Raw genomic sequence first — 16,557 nt, forward strand, 5'->3', positions numbered from 1 at the left:
GGATCATGGAAAGCGTGGATCTCGAAGTCTTGAGAAGCTGTGTCCGCTGGCGGGAGCAGGGACACCGTTGCCTGCTGGTGACGGTGGTCCGTACCTGGGGCTCGTCGCCGCGACCGGCGGGCGCGATGCTGGCTGTGCGTGACGACGGCCTGGTAGCGGGTTCGGTTTCGGGCGGCTGCATCGAGGACGACATCATTGACCGAGCGCGCCGCGAAGGCATTCGCAACCGTGCTCCTGAGGCAATCAAGTACGGAATCAGCGCCGAGGAAGCCCACCGTTTTGGTCTTCCGTGCGGCGGCACCATCGAACTGGTGGCCGAACCGGTGTCCTCCGCAAGTGGATTGCGCGAACTGCTAAGCGCGGTGGAAGCCGGCCGACTGGTGACACGCATGCTCGACATGGCCACCGGCACCGCGACGCTTGGACCTGCCACGGCCACCGACGGCCTGGTGTTCGATGGCAAGTCCTTGTTGACGATCCACGGGCCGCGCTATCGCATGCTGGTGATCGGCGCCGGGCAGCTCTCGAAATACCTCTGCGAGATCGCCGTCGGGCTCGGCTTCGATGTGACGGTGTGCGACCCTCGCGAGGAATATACCGAGACTTGGACCATCGCCGGCGTCACCATGGTGCGCACCATGCCGGACGACACCGTGGTGGAGATGGCGCTGGACGAACGCTGCGCGGTCATCGCGCTGACACACGATCCCAAGCTGGACGACCTGGCACTGATGGAGGCGCTGCGCACCCCGGCCTTCTACGTTGGCGCACTGGGTTCGCGCCGCAACAACCAGGCACGGCGCGAGCGCCTGAAGGAGTTCGACCTGACCGGCTCGCAGCTGGCGCGGCTACATGGCCCGGCAGGCATCTATATCGGCAGCCGTACCCCACCGGAGATCGCAATTTCGATTCTGGCCGAGGTGGTGGCCGTCAGGAATCACGTCTCCTTGCCGGACGACCTGAAGGTGGAACGGGCGAAGTCAGCGTTGGCTACACCAGGAGATCTGCGTCAGCCCGGCGACCTCGTATGTGGCTGAGGTCCGCACCGGGCTGAACTCCAGATAATGGAGCAACGCCGCAGCCTGCCGAGTCAAGTGGTGGCAGCGGGAGTGTCCGGGCTCCTGTCGCTCACTCCGCGGAATACGAAATGACCGTGGAAGCTTCTGGATTCCTGTCTTCAGCATCCGCAGGAACCCTGATCCGGAACCAGATGGCGTACATCGCTGGCAGGAACACCAGAGTCAGCACCGTGCCGGCGAAGGTGCCGCCGATCAGCGTGTAGGCCAACGTTCCCCAGAACACAGAATGCGCCAGCGGGATAAAGGCAAAGATCGCCGCCAGCGCGGTCAGGATCACTGGCCGGGCACGTTGCACCGTCGCTTCGACGACAGCGTCGAATGGCGCCAGTCCCTCGCTCTTGTTCTGTTGGATCTGCATGATCAGGATCAGCGTATTGCGCATCAGGATCCCAGACAGCGCGATCAGGCCGACCAGGGCATTGATGCCGAACGGCTGCTGGAACAGCAGCAAGGTCGGCACCACGCCGATCAGTCCCAGCGGGCTGGTGGCAAACACCATGACCATGGCCGAGATCGAGCGCACCTGCAGGATGATGATCAACAGGGTCAAGGCAAGCATGATCGGGAACAACGGCAGCAGTGCCTTGGTTGCCTTGTCCGATTCCTCGATGGCGCCTGCCTGCTCGATCCGGTAGCCGGCCGGCAGTTTGGCGATGATTGGCTCCAGTTGCTTCAGCATGGCCGTGGACACATCTGGCGGCTGCAGCCCCTCGGCAATGTCGCCGCGCACCGTGATGGTCGGCGTGCGGTCGCGTCGGCGCAGGATCGGGTCTTCCATGCGCACATCGACAGTGCCTACCTGCGAAAGCGGAACACGCTGTCCTGCGGCGCCGATCAGCGTGAAGCCGGCGATCTTCTCCGGGTCCAGGCGTATGTCTCCCGCCGCGCGCGCAAGGACCTGCACCGAGCGAATGTCTTCACGGACTTCGGTGACGGGCAAGCCGCTGAGCAGGAACTGGAGTTGCTGCGCGACCCCGCTGGAAGTCAGGCCGACCGCCTGCAGCCGATCCTGCTGAAGCGTAAAGTGCAGGGCGGGCGTGCGCTGTCCCCAGTCCGTATTGACGGTTCGCATCAGCGGGCTGGTGTCCATCACCCGTCGCACGTCCGCCGCAATCGCACGCAGCTTGTCCGGGTCCGGCCCCGCGACACGGAATGCCACCGGGAACGGCGAGTACGGGCCGAACACCAGCTGGCTGACGCGCACGCGCGCCTCCGGTGCCAGTCCGTCAGCGATGGCCTGGCGCAGCCTGAACTTAAGGGCCTCGCGTTCGTCCGGGTTCTCTGTCCGCACGATGATCTTCGCAAAGGAGGGGTCCGGCAGCTCGGGTGACATGGCAAGGTAGAAGCGGGGCGCACCCTGACCGATGTAGGCCGTAACAATCTTCGCCTCCGCCTGTTTGGCGAGCCAGGCTTCGACCTTAGCCGTGGCCGCGCTGGTCTGGCCGATGGAAGCGCCATAAGGCATCTGGACTTCGACCAGCACCTCGGGGCGGTCGGAAGTCGGGAAGAATTGCTTCTTCACCATGTCCATGCCAAGCACGGCCACCGCGAAGCCGCCCACCACGACGCCGGCGACGATCCACTTGCGCTGGATGACGCGCCCCAGCAGCCGGCGGAAGCGGTTGTAGTTCGGGGTGCCATAGATGGCATCGTGGCCGCCGTCGGCCTTGCTGATCTCCGGGAGCAGCTTGACACCCAGGTAAGGCGTGAAGGCGACGGCGACGAGCCAGGATGCGATCAGTGCGATGCCCACGATCCAGAACATGTTGCTGGTGTATTCGCCGGCCGTGGAACGGGCAAAGCCATTGGGCATGAAGCCGATCGCGGTCACCAGGGTGCCGGACAGCATCGGCGCGGCGGTGTGGCTCCAGGCATAGGCGGATGCGGCAATGCGGCTGTAGCCTTCCTCCATCTTCACCACCATCATTTCAATGGCGATGATGGCGTCGTCCACCAGCAGGCCCAGCGCCAGGATCAGCGCTCCCAGGGTGATGCGGTCGAAGTTCTTGCCAGTTGCGGCCATGACCACGAACACGGCGGCCAGCGTCAGCGGCACGGCCGCCGCGACGACGATGCCCACGCGCCAGCCCATGCTCAGGAAACTCACCACCAGGACCACGAGCAGGGCGACGAAGAACTTGACCATAAACTCATCGACCGAGGAACTGATGTTGACTGACTGATCGGTCACCTTGGTCAGGCTCATGCCCAGTGGCAATTCGGCATTGATGGCCGTGACTTCCGTATCCAGCGCCTTGCCCAGATCCAGGCCGTTCCAGCCGTCGCGCATCACGATGCCCAGCAGCAGTGCGGGTTCGCGGTTATTGCGGATCTGGAATGTCGCGGGGTCCTCGTACCCTCGCTCAACCGTGGCGACATCCGACAGCTTCAGGGTCCGCCCCTGTGCCACCACCGGCGTGTCACGGATTTTCTGGAGCTTGTCGAAGGCGCCGTCGAGGCGAATGAACACCTGGGGACCCGCGGTGTCGATCGACCCGGCGGGCGTGAGGGCATTCTGGCCGTTGAGGGCCGCGAAGATGTCCTGTGGCGAGACGCCCAGCGTGGCCAGGCGGTCATGGGAAAAGGCCACGAAGATGCGTTCGGACTGTTCTCCGATGATGTTCACCTTCTTCACGCCCGGCACGTGCAGCAGGCGCTGACGCTGTGCTTCGGCGTCGCGGACCAGCAGCCGCTGTGGCTCGCCTTTGGCCTTCAACGCGAACAGGGCGAAGGTCACGTCCGAATACTCGTCGTTCACGATGGGGCCGATGACACCGGCAGGCAGATTGCCCGACTCGTCCCTGATCTTTTTTCGCGCCTGGTAGAACTCTTCCTGGACCTCCGAAGGCGGTGTGCTATCGAGCAGGGTCAATGTGGTGAACGCCAGGCCGGGCCGGGTGTAGGTTTCCGTGCGGTCGTACCAGCGCAGCTCCTGCATGCGCTTTTCCAGCCGTTCCGCCACCTGGTCCTGCATCTCCTGCGCCGTGGCCCCCGGCCAGGCGGTGATGACAGTCATGGTCTTCACCGTGAAGGCGGGATCTTCCGCCCGGCCCAGCTGGAAGAACGCGAGAACGCCCGCCAGCGACACCAGGATGATCAGGAACAGCGTGACAGAGCGTTCACGGACAGCGAGTGCGGAAAGGTTGAAGCCACTCATTGCTGCACTCCCTGACCAGACATCGGACCGGGTCCGCTTTTGTGTGCCGCGATGCGTACCTGCTCGCCTTCGCGCAGGAGATGGGCGCCGAGAGCAACGATCCGGTCCCCGATCCTGAGCTCACCCGCGACCCGCGCGGCATCGTCATCCAGGCTGTGAATCTTTACCGGGCGCCAGGTGACGCGATTGAGCTTGCCCTCAAGCACCCACACGCCCGGGCCTTTGCCCGGATCGAAGAGCGCGCCGATCGGCACCTGCAGATCGGCTTGCGTCGATGCGCGGCCTTCCGGGATCTGGATGGTGACGGTCGCGCCGAGCGGGGCATCGGCCAGCGCGCCCTCCAGTACGTACCGCGCTTCGTACGTGCGGGTGAGCCGGTCCGCCGAATCCGAAAGCTGCCTGAGTCTGGCCGGTACGGTCATCGTGTCCTTGCCATAAAGCGTGGCCTGTCCGACGGAGCCCACAGCGGGGCGCAAGGTTTCCGGCAGGTGAACGATGGCTTCGCGGCGGCCGGCATGCGCCACGCGTACCACGACCTGGCCGGCATTGACCACCTGTCCGGCATCGGCCAGCGTCTCCACGACAACGCCGTCGGCGTCGGCGAGCAAGACCGCGTAGCCGGTTGCATTCCTTGCCACATCAGCCTGGGCTTCTGCTGCGTTGAGCTGCGCCCTGGCCGATTCCGCCGCGGCCTTGATCTGGTCATAGGCCGAGGCCGATACGGCGCCGGACGCCACCAGGTCGCGATACCTGGCCTCGTCGTCCCCTGTTTGCCTGGCCCGTGCCCTGGCGGCCACGACCGCCTCCTGCTGTGCGTGCGCCGCCAGCTTCAGGTCGTTCGGGTCGATGCGCATGAGCGGCTGACCGCGCTTGACGGTCTGGCCCGCATCGACAAGACGCTCCAGTACTTTTCCCGAGACACGAAAGCCCAGATCACCCTGGACCCGGGCGGCAACGGTTCCCGTGAATGCCCGCGACGCGGCGGATGGGCTTTGAACAATTCCAACTCTGACCAGCGGAGCCTGCGTGCGCGGATCGGGCTGCGCTTTCTCGCCGCAGGCGGCGAGTACAAGCGGCACCAGGCACGCAGTGGCGGATAAGGCAATTCGGCGCGGAAGCATACGGTCCTCTCCTACAAGACAGGACCTGGATTATTGTTCTTGTGACCATATTAGTCAATGGTCACAAAACAGAGAATCATCAAACGTGCTTCTTAAGGCGCGAGGCTGCGCAGTATCAGGCTGGAAAGCTGCACATGGGCTTCCGCAGCAAGATCGAGGTTGTGCTGTAGCAGCAGGGGATCGATGTAAGGACGCATGACGAGATAGATGCCATTGGCCGTCTCGTCCAGCGGCGTCTTGCGCTCGAACTCGCCGGACCTGCGCCCCTCCAGGACAATCTGCACGACGACTTGCCTGATGTGATCCTCGTAGGCGCGAACAGGCTGCCAGCGCTCCTGGGCCGCCGCCGAAGCAATGGCGTAGAGCTTGCGGTCCTGGAAAAACAGGCGGGCGCCCGCCTCCACCAGTACCTTGAACAGGCGTCGCAACCGCTCGGAAGCTGTCGGGAGTTCCGTAATGGCCACATCGACCTCGTTCGTGATGGCGCTCAGGCAGTTAGCGCAAATCACTTCGCCGATGGCCTGCTTGGAATCGAAGAACTTGTAGATGTAGGCCTTGGAAAAGCCGATCGCCTTGGCCAGGTCGGAAACCGTGGTCTTCTCATAGCCATAGAGGCTGAAGTGCTCGGTAGCTGCCTCCACGATCTGGGAGCGGACATTGTGATCGGCAGGTCCCCGCGAGGAAGGGGCAATGGGTGTGGTTTCGGTCATGCGGTCAGATTACTGCGACGAACGCCTATTGACAACTAGTGACCAATTTATAATATAGTCACAACTCCTCTTCCTCAGGTTTCGGTGACGCCCATGCTTTCCCATCGCTTTCTTACCCTTGTGCTGAGTGTCGGCGTATCAGCAGGTTGTGCAGTCGGCCCGGACTACAGAAAGCCGGACGCCCCCGTCCCTGCGCACTATCTGGGACAGCCCGGGCTCGAACAAAGGCAGGCGTCATCCCCGGCAGATCTCGCCAGGTGGTGGGAGGGATTCGGCGATCCGCTGCTGACCCGCCTGGTGTCGTTGGCATTGGATCAGAACCTGGACCTGGCGCAGGCGTCAGCGCGCGTCGCGCAGGCGCGCGCCGGGCTCGGCCTGGCCAATGCGGCCTTGCTGCCTTCGGTCAGCGCCAGCGCGCAGGCCGCAAGAACGTATCAGTCGATCGAGACCCCGCTCGGGCAGCTGCTCAATGCAACGCCCGGCTTTGACCGGTATGGCAACAGCTATGAGGCAAACCTCGGCGCCACCTGGGAACTGGATGTATTCGGGGGCCTGCGCCGCGGGCGGGAAGCCGCGCTGGCTGAGTACCAGGCATCGGAAGCCGGTGCAACGGCGACTCGTCTGGCTGTGGCCGCGCAAACCGCAGACCTCTATATCAGCGTGCGCGGCCTGCAGTCCCGCCTTGCCATCGCCAGGCAGCAAGTCCAGACGCAACAGAAGCTGGTCTCGACGGTCAACCTTCTCTACAGCAAAGGACTTGCAGCGGAACTGGAAGTACGACAGGCCGAGGGCGCGCTCGCCGAGGTTCGCGCTACCGTCCCGGTGCTTGAGGCGGGACTCGATGCCGCGCTGAATGCGCTGGACGTGATGCTGGGTGTTCCGCCCGGCACGTATCGCACCGAACTGGCCGATACCAAAGCGATTCCCGTCGCACCGCAGCTCACCGGCACGGGCTCGCCTGCGGATCTGCTGCGGCGCAGACCCGATCTCATCGTGGCGGAGCGCCGCCTGGCGGCAGCCAATGCACGCATCGGTGTAGCCATTGCGGAGTACTACCCCAAATTCTCGCTCAGTGCCTTGCTGGGCAGCGCCACATCCGTAGCGAGCGGGAACCTCTTTTCTGCCGGTGCGAGCCAGGCGGCCGGCGTGCTGGGCTTGCGCTGGCGCCTGTTCGATTTCGGCCGCATCGATGCACAGATCGACGTGGCTCGAGGCCAGGAAGCAGAAGCCCTGGCTGCATACCGTCAGGCTGTGCTGCGAGCGACCGAGGATGTCGAAAATGCCTTCTCCGCGCTGATCAAGCGTGAAGACCAGTCCGGCACGTTGGCACAAGGCGAAACATCGCTTACCCAAGCGAGAAACGCCTCATTTGCCGCCTACCAGAAAGGCGTTGTCCGCCTGATCGAGGTTCTGCATGCCGACGAGCGCCTTCTGCGGACGTCCGATGCAAGGGCACAGGCACAGACCGAATCAGCCCGCGCCGCCGTAGCAGCGTTCAAGGCGCTCGGCGGCGGGTGGACGCCGGTAAATGCCTCATAGGGCAATACCTGGTATGCGGCATTCAGTGAGGGGCAAGAGGCCGATCCGCCGACGCGGCGCATGCGCTCAGCCTTGCGCATTCAGGAGTCGGAGAATCTCCCGGTGTACGCGTGCATCGCCGCATGCGACAACCGCTCCGCCATGCTGGGGGTCGCCGCCCGTCCAGCTTGTTAAGATGCCACCGGCGCCCTCGACGATCGGAATCAGGGCCTGCACGTCATAGGGCTGTAGCCCCGCTTCGACAACGGCGTCGACATGTCCGGCGGCGACCATGCAATAACCGTAGCAGTCCCCGCCGTATCGCTGCATCCGGGCAGCCCGGGCGACACGTTGAAACGCATCCCATTGTTCGCCGGTCTCAAACATGTCCGGTGTGGTGCAGATCAGCTTGGCTTCTGCAAGCGACGCACATGGTCGTACCCGCAATGGTTTGCCATTCAGCCAGGCATTGCTCCTGTCCCCGGAAAAACGCTCCCGTGTGAAGGGCTGATCCATGATGCCCAGCGCCGGGCGCTGGCCATCATTGAGTGCAATCAAAGTTCCCCAGAGCGGAAGCCCGGTAATGAAGGCACGCGTCCCGTCAATGGGATCCAGTACCCAGGAGAACGGGTCGGTCCCGGCAATCCCCTGTTCCTCTTCACCAAGGATCCCGTGGCTGGGGTAAGTGCTTCGGATCAGCTCGCGCATGGCACGCTCGGCTTCCCGGTCTGCCGCGGTAACGGGATCAAAGCGAGTGCTGCCTTTGTCCACCACGTCGAACGCCGCGCGAAAGTAAGCAAGCGTGACGGCGCTGGCCGCGTCGGCCAGGCGGCCGGCGAAGGCGAGGAATTCGGCTTGCTGGTCTGGGTGCAATGACATAGCGGTGCGCGCTTGCAGCGGAATTGAACCGGGGCCTGACATTGTATCGCGCGGCGCCATGCAGGGCGCGGGCCGCATTGGCAGGCGAGCATTAGCTCCGAGGGGGACGTCCGACGAGAACCATTGCTTTCGCGCAGGTTGCGGCTGCGGCCCTGGCCGGCGCCATGAATTCCGAAGCGCTCGAGGTCAATCGGTCCATGCCGATACATTGCGTCCGCAATTGGCGCGGGTTTCGTCGATTCTGTCGCCTGGTAATGCGCTCCGCCGGCTCCTACGATTTGGTCATGGCGTAGTCGCCATGACCTCCAGCAGAACTGGCTGGAACCCGATGCGACGGGCGGGGCGCCCTGGCTCCAACAGCCTTGGGTAAAGAAATTACTGGCGCATCGCGCCCGAAGATGAGCAAAGGCTGATAAGCCCGTTCTTAACCCCAACGTGAATGAGTTCCATGATGAGCAAAATCGACAAAGTGCTTTACACGGCCAAGGCGCACACGCTTAGCGGCCGCAATGGAAGCGGAAAGTCCAGCGATGGCGAGCTTGACGTGAAACTGAGTTCTCCTGGCAGCGGACGCCCTGGCACCAACCCCGAACAACTCTTTGCCGTCGGCTGGTCAGCATGTTTCATGGGAGCCATGGGCGTGGCCGCAAAGAAAATGAAGATTGCCCTGCCGGAGGACGTCGCCATCGACGCCGAAGTCGACCTCGGCATGACGGGCGACGCCTACTTGCTGCAGGCACGTCTCAACGTGCACGTGCCCGGTGTGGAGCGCGAGGTCGCGCAGTCGTTGGTGAATGAGGCGCATCAGACCTGCCCCTATTCCAAGGCCACGCGGGGCAACATCGACGTCACAATCAACGTGGTCTGAGCAGGCTGGCTTGCGCTGAGCCAGACGAACAGCGGCAGAGGACCCCGAGTGCGCTCCCACCCTGGTCGACCTTGTTGAAGCAGGTCAGCCTGGGATGGGCGCGCTCGGCCCAGGTCGCCGGTATCCCGATCGCCGCGCAGGGAATCGGCAATGAAGCCATCCTTCCGGCTGTAAGGATCGGGCTCGGTATGCCTCCATACCCGGAACCGGAACCCTAGCGGCTAAGCATGACGCGCCTGTCCGCGGCTGCTTTGTCAGTGTTATGTGAGGCGGAAGGCAGCTTCGGACCCGCCGCCAGGCTCACTGACCTTCACCCAACCGCCTCCTGATCCCGTTCCCGCACGACTTTTTGTACGCCTCTGTATCACGCAGCCGCAACGATACGGGTCCTTACCGAGCTGGCCTCTATTGGCTACGTGCGCGATACGTCGGTCTCCTTAAATACGTTCAGTGGCCCGGCGGCAAAGCCACAGCGAAGTGACACCGGCCGGGCAACCCGACGCAAACTCTTAAGGAAACCAGTCATGTCTACCAACATCGCCAGGCATTTTGTTTTCGCCATTGCCCTCGCTGCAGCCGCTGCCGGTGCGCAGGCCACCGGATTCTCCCATGTGGGCGCACGCGACCCGTACACCGACGGCGCCCGCTCGGTGCAGGATGCGCGCGACCCGTACAGCGACGGCGCGCGTTCGGTACAGGAGCCGCGCAGCCCGTACAGCGATGGCGCACGCAATGTCGATCCGTACTACGACGGCGCCCGTACCCTGGCCGGCTTGGACCGCACGGGCGTATCGGCGGACCCGGCGCGCAGCGTCGAGTCCCACTTCGATGGCGCCTACGCCTGACGCACTGCACGTCGAAACCAATCTGGTCGGACACGTATCGCGGCCTGTCCGGGTAAATCGGGCAGGCCGCCTTTTTCCGCTAGGAGGCACTTATGTCGAAGATAGGCACTGCCGTGCAGGCTGCGGCATCGATCCCGCCTGGCTCGTTCCATGGCATCACGCTGGTCGGGGCGGTGGTGGCCGCGGCCACCACCTTCGGGACGCTAGCCGCGGCGCTACCTGCCTGGGCCATGTTCCTTGGCTGGGTCGGCTTCAGCACAAGCGGGCAAACACTGCGCGAAGGCGTGGAAAATCTTGCCGCATTCCTGCTGGGCATCGTCTTTGGCGCCGGCACGGGACTACTGATTGCATGGCTGACGCCGCGATTTGGAGATCTCGCCACACCGATCGCGGTGTTCGGCGATGTCGTGCTCGTGCTCAGCTTGCGCGCGCTGCCACGTGTCAACAACCCGCTGGCCTACTTCCTGGGCCTGATCAGCTTCTTTGCATCGATGGAGCCACCCTCCCTGCCGTTGCTCGGCGCGTTGGCCGCCGCGGGCGCGTTGGGTGCCCTGGGCGCGGGTACCGCCAATGTCCTGCAAGCCCGCCTCGCGCGTGCGGCCTGACCCGGCTTTCTATCGTCAAGTATCGGCGGGCAGCCAGGACTCAAGAGCGATGCCGGCGGCAACCCGTTTTGCCGCAGCTGGCGCCCGTAGATGCCGCTTCAGTTTTGATAAACGATCGTTTTGGAAACGATGCTCGGTTACGTGTTGGGGGATGTCAGCAGGATTTGGAGTGAGCGCTGATGCGGGCTTTGATCGTCCATGCGCAGGACGGTGGGAAAAGGTGGTCTTGCGCGTCGCAGCATCTGGCGGGGAGCGCGCTTTCCTGAACGATCGTAATGCTATAATTCTTGCTTAATACGTTCATGGTGAGCCGATATGCGGTACTCAAGCACGCACAAGCAGGAGACGCGGGAGAGACTCCTGAACAGCAGCCGGGCGATTGCCAAGAAGGGGGGATTCGATTCAACGGGAGTCGATGCCTTGATGGGGGCGATCGGGCTCACTGGTGGCGCGTTCTATAGTCATTTTGGCTCCAAGGCGGAGCTGTTCGCTGCGGTCATCGAGCAGGAGTTGGCCAACAGCACTGAAATGCTCGCAGGCGAAGAGACGGCTGAAGATCATTTCGTGAAGCGCATCAGAAGCTATCTGAGCAGCTCCCACGCGCTGCATCCGGAGTCAGGTTGCGCCCTGCCGACCCTGGGACCGGAAATCGCGAGGGCCGAGCCGGCGGTCCGGGCGTCGGTGGAGCGAAGCGCGAAGAAGCTGCAAGCCAGTTGGAAAGAACGTTTGGACGATCCGGATGCGGCCTGGGCGTTGCTTGCGCAATGCGTGGGTGCCATCTTGCTGGCGCGGGTGGTGGAAACCGACCGGACCAGGCAGCAAATCCTCGCTTCCAGCCGTCGCTTTCTCGGGCGGTCTATTGAACGGCTCGAACCCCTCGGCAAGACCTGAGCGGAGTTACGGTAGCACCAGTCTCCTCAGGGCTCGATTCCGCCCTCTTCCAGCTTCTTCTCGATGCGCGCAGATGTGAGCGCGCATGCCGCAGGTGTCGCGCTTTCTTTGCGACGCCCGCGGTTGTCGAGCCCGCGCGCACCGCGCACGCCGCGGATGCCCCCGATTCAAGCCCGGGCGCGCGATTGCCGTCGCGGCGTTTCTTCCTCCATTCCTATCAGCCTCGCCGCTGCTCGCACCGGGCAGAGCGTTCTCCCGAGCTTTCTCGTTGCAGGGGCATCAGGGTATGTTGCCCTTGACTCCTGTGCCGGGATGAAATACCGTCTCTTTACTAAACGATAGTTTAGCAAACGAGGAGATGGTAATGGGTGTCAAAGAGCAGAGGGTTGCGCTTGTGATCGGAGCGGGGGACTCGACGGGTAGTGCAATCGCCAGGCGTTTCGCCGCGGAAGGCATGGTCGCTTGTGTGACGCGTCGTTCAGCGGACAAGCTCCAGGCGCTGGTTGACTCGATTCGCGATGCGGGAGGGACTGCCTACGCGTTCGGCACGGATGCACGCAAGGAAGAGGAGGTAGTCGCGCTGATCGACAAGATTGAATCCGAGATCGGTCCCATTGACGTTCTCGTATTCAACATCGGCGCCAATGTGCCTGCTTCCATCCTGGAGGAAACGGCGCGCAAGTACTTCAAGATCTGGGAGATGGCCTGTTTTTCCGGATTCCTGAACGCCAGGGAAGTTGCCAGGCGGATGGTCAAGCGGCAACGAGGCACGATCCTTTTTACCGGCGCGACCGCGGGTCTGCGAGGCAAGGAAAACTTTGCCGCGTTCTCGGGCGCCAAGCATGCGCTTCGCGCGCTCGCGCAAAGCATGGCCCGCGAGCTCGGGCCGAGGAACATCCATGTGGCGCATGTCGTGGTGGACGGCGCGATCGACACGGAGTTCATCCGCACGAACTTTCCGGATCGTTATGCGTTGAAAGACCAGGATGGCATCCTGAATCCGGACCATATCGCGGAGAACTACTGGTATCTCCATTCGCAGCCGCGCGACGCCTGGACCTTCGAGCTTGACCTGCGTCCGTGGATGGAGAGCTGGTAATAAAGCCATATTCCCAAGACATTGCACCATGTCATACACCAGGAGACATCATGAGCGGCGTAAGAGTCCAGTTCCACTTTGATTTCGGCAGCCCGAATTCCTACCTTAGCCACAAAGTCATCCCGAGTATCGAGACACGCCAGGGCATCAAGTTCGAATATGTTCCGGTGCTTCTTGGCGGGCTGTTCAGGCTGACCGGGAATCGTTCTCCCGCGGAGGCTTTTGGGGGGATCAAGAACAAGCCGGAGTTTGGGCAACTGGAGATGCAGCGCTTCATCGCCAGGCACGGACTGACTGCCTATCGGCACAATCCGTTCTGGCCCGTCAATACCTTGCAGATCATGCGCGGGGCCGTGGCTGCCCAGAAGACCGGTACTTTCATGCCTTACGTAAATGCCGTGTTTGCGAACATGTGGGAGCAAGGTTTGCAGATGGATAACCCCGCCGTCATCGCGGTGGCCCTGGATGCCGCCGGCCTGGATGGGGAGGGCTTCCAGGGCCGCATTGCGGATCCCGAGGTCAAACAGATCCTGCTGGCGAATACAGAGGATGCATTCGAACGTGGCGCATTTGGTTCGCCGACGTTCTTTGTCGGCGACGAGATGTTCTTCGGCAAGGATCAGTTGAGGGATGTGGAGGAGGCGATTCAGAACGCGAAGGCCGGGTCTTGAAGGAGAACTCCATGACAGAAAAAACAAGTGTCGTGATTACCGGCGCCTCCAGTGGCATAGTGCCACCTATGCCGAGCGCTTCGCAAGGCGCGGCCATAACCTTGTCCTCGTCGCGCGCGACCGGTTTCGCATGGAAGCAATATCCGAGTCTGAAGGACGCCTTACGATTGCTTGCTCGAAATAATGAGGCAACTTTACGATGCATGGTTCCCTAGCATCGGATACGTGAACAGGAAAAAGTGCATCACATTCAAACCGAAGTGGGCCGTAATAGCAGCGGATAGTCCGCCAAAGCGATACGCCAGCCCATATCCGATTCCAGCTACACTCCCCAGCACGACCCATTGCCACCCACCCGAAATGTGAGCCATGCCAAACAGCGCAGCTGCCCCACATAGAGAGAGCGTAGTTCCCCAACTCCAGCGCTTGAGGAACTGCTCCAGGCTGCCCTGCAAATAGCCGCGAAACAAAGCTTCTTCGGTAAGCGTAACGAGAAGTAGATTGTTCAGAATCCAAAGCCAGCTATCGGCAGGCCACTTCGGCGCCCAAATGACAAGGTTGAGCGACAGGGCAACAGCCAGGCAGGCCGCCGCGGTGATCAGCATGCCGACGACGCCGGATATCAACGACGCACTGAGCCTATGCGGTGGCCGGATCCACGGAACTGCCAGGAGCAGCCAGAAACCGATCAGCGGCTTGTCCAGGTTGAGGTACATTGTAAAGGGCACAGCGTCTGGCGTGAAGCGCACAGGGCCGATGACCCGATGGTTATGGAAGCCTGGTAACCAATGCATGCTGAGTGCAATGGCAAGAATCAGAAACAGTATGTGGCCGGCGTATCGAACATGAGACTTGCGATGTGGTAGCACTGCGTAAGCGGCAAGGAAAAGCAGTGCGATGGGGATCGCGGTAAAACGGTCAAGTTGCCCATTTATCAGGGCGATACCATACCCCAAAACCAGCAGCGCCAGACCCAGCCATCGAAACGATAGGCTCCATGTTGCTGGAGCTGCCAGAAATATCGCAATCCATGGTAATGCAAGCATAGGTCCTGTGAATAATTAACTTTGTTAGTAGGTGCGCGCAGTCTCGACTTTTTTGCCTGCTAAGCTGGATCGGCGTCCTATCCGGATGTCAGGGCAGCTCTGTTGGAAACGTCAAAAGCATCATCAGGGACGTAAGTTATAGAGACGCGCGTCACAGATTCAGCCCATGCAAGTGCTGCCTTTTCGCGTTCACTGAAGAGAGCGCCCGCTTCCTGCCAGGCTCGCGCGAGCGCGAGCTTTCCATCGACACGCCTCTCTTCACCAGGTCGCGCGTGTGCATGTCCAGGCAGTAGCCGAGCAGGATGGTCCTGAAGGGACAATCCCGCTCAGGCGTGCTTCCACAGCAGGGGACGCGGGGCGAAGCCGAGGCTCGCCTTTGCCGCGCGGTTCGAAGCGCCGGTCAGGCAGGTGTGGTAGTAGACCGCTTCGTCGCCGGCGGCCTGCCGCGCCTGGTCGACGCCAACGCGGTTGGGCGCCGGCGAACCCACCCAGCGGGCGAAAGCCGGCATCCATACGGCCACGGGCAGCGGGTCGTCGTCGACCACGTTGTAGACGCCGGCAGCGGCTGTCAGCGAGGCGACCGTTGCCGCCACCGCGTCGTCGATATGGACAAAGGACCAGACAGCGTTGCCCTCGCCGATGACCGACAGCTCCCCTCTGCGTGCCTGCTCCGCGATGGCACCGTCCGGCCTGTACCAGGTGTCGGGACCGTAAAAGAAGCCGTAGCGCAGCACCACGCCTTCCAGCGAAGCCGAGCCCATGATGCGATCTTCATACGCGCCGATGACGCGGGCGCTTTCGCCGATCTCGCCGGGAGCGTCGACCCGCAGCCTTGCCGTCTCGTCGGCAAGGCTTCCCGACGGAGCGTCCAGGTAGAAGCCCCGGGACTGGACGACATAGCGCTTCACGCCCAGCGCCTCAGCAGCGGCCAGCAGGTTGGCGCCGCCTTCCCGATGCAGGCGTGTGTCGTTGGGCATGGACCTGATGATGTCTGCAGGATTGGCCGGCAACCACGTGAGCTGGTCAATGACCACGTCGGGCGATGCGGTTGCGATAGCGTCCCGGACCGCCTGCGGGTGGAACGCATCCGCAAACGACACCCTGGCGCCAAGCTCGCGCAGCCGGTCGGCCCCCGCACTGGCGCGGGTCATGCCCGTCACTTCATGGCCGAGCGCACAGAGCACGCGCACAAGCGGCAATCCCACGGCGCCGGTGGCGCCAGCAACGAAAATCTTCATGAGCCTTCTCCTTGGTGATCGGCGGACGGCGCAGCAGTGAATCCGCGACAGCGCCCAAAAGTGAAGTGACGCAGCGTTCTGGCCGGGTGAACCGCATTGTGTCCGCGCCCCCGGCGTTGGGAAAGCACCAAGAATCAAGAGAAACGCTGTACCACCTGTCCCACGGGCTGCCGGTGCACTTACGCCAGGAAAAAGGCGCTACTGAACGTGGTGCGTGAAGTCGCACAAGCCGGCATCGAACTGGATGACCTGAGCGATTCCAGCCGTTTACGGGCGTGCTATATTCGTGACCACTTTATTTTTCCGCCAGTTCCCCGGCCTGCCTGGCCGGAGCAAGTGGCTGGTGTGGCTACGGATATGGCAACAGATCACCGGCTGGTCTATCTACTCAACGTCGGACATCGCAGGCTCCAGCGCTGGACCCAGTCGCGGACCAGCCTTGGCGGCGTCACGGCGGCCCAGGCCGGCCTGCTGTTTTACGTTGAGAAGAAGGATGGGGCGCTGATGAGCGAGGTGGCGGCCGGGCTCGATCTCAGCGCTTCGGGCCTGAGTGGCCTGGCCGACCGCATGGAACACGCGGGATTGGTCACTCGCCAGGTGGATGAAGCCGATCGGCGCGTGTGGCGCCTGTGGCTGACGGCAAAAGGCCGGGCAGCCGTCAAGCGCTCCCGGGATGGGCTGGTCGATCTGAACGCCCGCTTGACGGAAGGCTTCTCCAAGGCGGAGATCGACGTGGTTGCCCGCTGGCTGGGCAGCCTCCAGGACAAGTTCCCGTCCCCGGAAGGCGACCCGGGCCTGGAATAGGGCAGGGCAGCTCTTGCGAGCCGCCG

15 protein-coding genes and 2 pseudogenes are annotated in these 16,557 nt (G+C 62.7%); 10 read left to right on the forward strand and 7 right to left on the reverse strand.

What is annotated here, in order from left to right; genetic code table 11:
• Positions 1-5: 5 nt before the first annotated feature.
• The gene (locus tag AC10V3_RS23215; RefSeq protein ID WP_490924055.1) at positions 6-1,037 is read left to right on the forward strand and encodes an XdhC family protein; all 1,032 of its coding nucleotides are present in this window, start codon (positions 6-8) and stop codon (positions 1,035-1,037) included.
• Positions 1,038-1,128: 91 nt separating this feature from the next.
• Here AC10V3_RS23215 and AC10V3_RS23220 read toward each other — a convergent pair whose 3' ends face one another.
• The 3 genes from AC10V3_RS23220 to AC10V3_RS23230 form a co-directional block, all read right to left on the reverse strand.
• Positions 1,129-4,236: an efflux RND transporter permease subunit gene (locus AC10V3_RS23220; RefSeq protein WP_490924056.1), complete on the reverse strand. Its 3,108-nt coding sequence runs from the start codon at positions 4,234-4,236 to the stop codon at positions 1,129-1,131.
• Positions 4,233-5,357 carry an efflux RND transporter periplasmic adaptor subunit gene (locus AC10V3_RS23225; RefSeq protein ID WP_022537749.1) on the reverse strand — a complete coding sequence of 375 codons (1,125 nt, stop codon included), beginning with the start codon at positions 5,355-5,357 and terminating at the stop codon, positions 4,233-4,235. The genes AC10V3_RS23220 and AC10V3_RS23225 overlap by 4 nt, the downstream gene beginning before the upstream one ends.
• Positions 5,358-5,449: 92 nt before the next feature.
• The gene (locus AC10V3_RS23230) at positions 5,450-6,067 is read right to left on the reverse strand and encodes a TetR/AcrR family transcriptional regulator (RefSeq protein ID WP_022537750.1); all 618 of its coding nucleotides are present in this window, start codon (positions 6,065-6,067) and stop codon (positions 5,450-5,452) included.
• Between the two features lie 93 nt (positions 6,068-6,160).
• Between AC10V3_RS23230 and AC10V3_RS23235 the strand changes: the two genes are divergently transcribed.
• Positions 6,161-7,606: an efflux transporter outer membrane subunit gene (locus tag AC10V3_RS23235; protein WP_022537751.1), complete on the forward strand. Its 1,446-nt coding sequence runs from the start codon at positions 6,161-6,163 to the stop codon at positions 7,604-7,606.
• A 66-nt stretch (positions 7,607-7,672) separates the two neighbouring features.
• On the opposite strand, the gene hisN is transcribed toward AC10V3_RS23235, so the two are convergent.
• Positions 7,673-8,524, reverse strand: a complete 852-nt coding sequence (hisN, locus tag AC10V3_RS23240) for a histidinol-phosphatase (protein WP_490924057.1) — start codon at positions 8,522-8,524, stop codon at positions 7,673-7,675.
• Between the two features lie 391 nt (positions 8,525-8,915).
• On the opposite strand from hisN, the gene AC10V3_RS23245 reads away from it, so the two are divergent.
• The 7 genes and pseudogenes from AC10V3_RS23245 to AC10V3_RS23275 form a co-directional block, all read left to right on the forward strand.
• Positions 8,916-9,332, forward strand: coding sequence for an organic hydroperoxide resistance protein (locus tag AC10V3_RS23245; RefSeq protein ID WP_022537753.1), 417 nt, complete (start codon positions 8,916-8,918; stop codon positions 9,330-9,332).
• A 524-nt stretch (positions 9,333-9,856) separates the two neighbouring features.
• Positions 9,857-10,177: a hypothetical protein gene (locus tag AC10V3_RS23250; RefSeq protein ID WP_022537754.1), complete on the forward strand. Its 321-nt coding sequence runs from the start codon at positions 9,857-9,859 to the stop codon at positions 10,175-10,177.
• Positions 10,178-10,269: 92 nt separating this feature from the next.
• Entirely contained in the window at positions 10,270-10,782 is a 513-nt protein-coding gene (locus AC10V3_RS23255) for a DUF1097 domain-containing protein (RefSeq protein ID WP_022537755.1), read from the forward strand.
• Positions 10,783-11,097: 315 nt separating this feature from the next.
• Positions 11,098-11,673, forward strand: a complete 576-nt coding sequence (locus AC10V3_RS23260; protein WP_022537756.1) for a TetR/AcrR family transcriptional regulator — start codon at positions 11,098-11,100, stop codon at positions 11,671-11,673.
• Positions 11,674-12,037: 364 nt separating this feature from the next.
• Positions 12,038-12,772 carry an SDR family oxidoreductase gene (locus tag AC10V3_RS23265; RefSeq protein WP_022537757.1) on the forward strand — a complete coding sequence of 245 codons (735 nt, stop codon included), beginning with the start codon at positions 12,038-12,040 and terminating at the stop codon, positions 12,770-12,772.
• Positions 12,773-12,822: 50 nt separating this feature from the next.
• Positions 12,823-13,443 carry a 2-hydroxychromene-2-carboxylate isomerase gene (locus AC10V3_RS23270; protein WP_454752711.1) on the forward strand — a complete coding sequence of 207 codons (621 nt, stop codon included), beginning with the start codon at positions 12,823-12,825 and terminating at the stop codon, positions 13,441-13,443.
• An 11-nt stretch (positions 13,444-13,454) separates the two neighbouring features.
• Positions 13,455-13,588, forward strand: a pseudogene (locus tag AC10V3_RS23275) (SDR family NAD(P)-dependent oxidoreductase); the annotation flags it as partial.
• Between the two features lie 49 nt (positions 13,589-13,637).
• Here AC10V3_RS23275 and AC10V3_RS23280 read toward each other — a convergent pair.
• From AC10V3_RS23280 to AC10V3_RS23290, 3 genes and pseudogenes are all read right to left on the reverse strand, one after another.
• On the reverse strand, positions 13,638-14,489 hold the full coding sequence (locus AC10V3_RS23280) for a CPBP family intramembrane glutamic endopeptidase (RefSeq protein WP_022537759.1): 852 nt from the start codon (positions 14,487-14,489) through the stop codon (positions 13,638-13,640).
• 104 nt (positions 14,490-14,593) lie between these two features.
• Positions 14,594-14,781: pseudogene (locus AC10V3_RS23285) on the reverse strand (carboxymuconolactone decarboxylase family protein); the annotation flags it as partial.
• Positions 14,782-14,815: 34 nt separating this feature from the next.
• On the reverse strand, positions 14,816-15,727 hold the full coding sequence (locus tag AC10V3_RS23290; RefSeq protein ID WP_454752712.1) for an NAD-dependent epimerase/dehydratase family protein: 912 nt from the start codon (positions 15,725-15,727) through the stop codon (positions 14,816-14,818).
• Between the two features lie 357 nt (positions 15,728-16,084).
• Here AC10V3_RS23290 and AC10V3_RS23295 point away from each other — a divergent pair, with 357 nt between their 5' ends.
• Complete coding sequence (locus tag AC10V3_RS23295; protein WP_041681689.1) at positions 16,085-16,531, forward strand: MarR family winged helix-turn-helix transcriptional regulator; 447 nt, start codon at positions 16,085-16,087, stop codon at positions 16,529-16,531.
• Positions 16,532-16,557: the final 26 nt, after the last annotated feature.

It is taken from the genome of Cupriavidus sp. PB-02 (assembly GCF_058252315.1).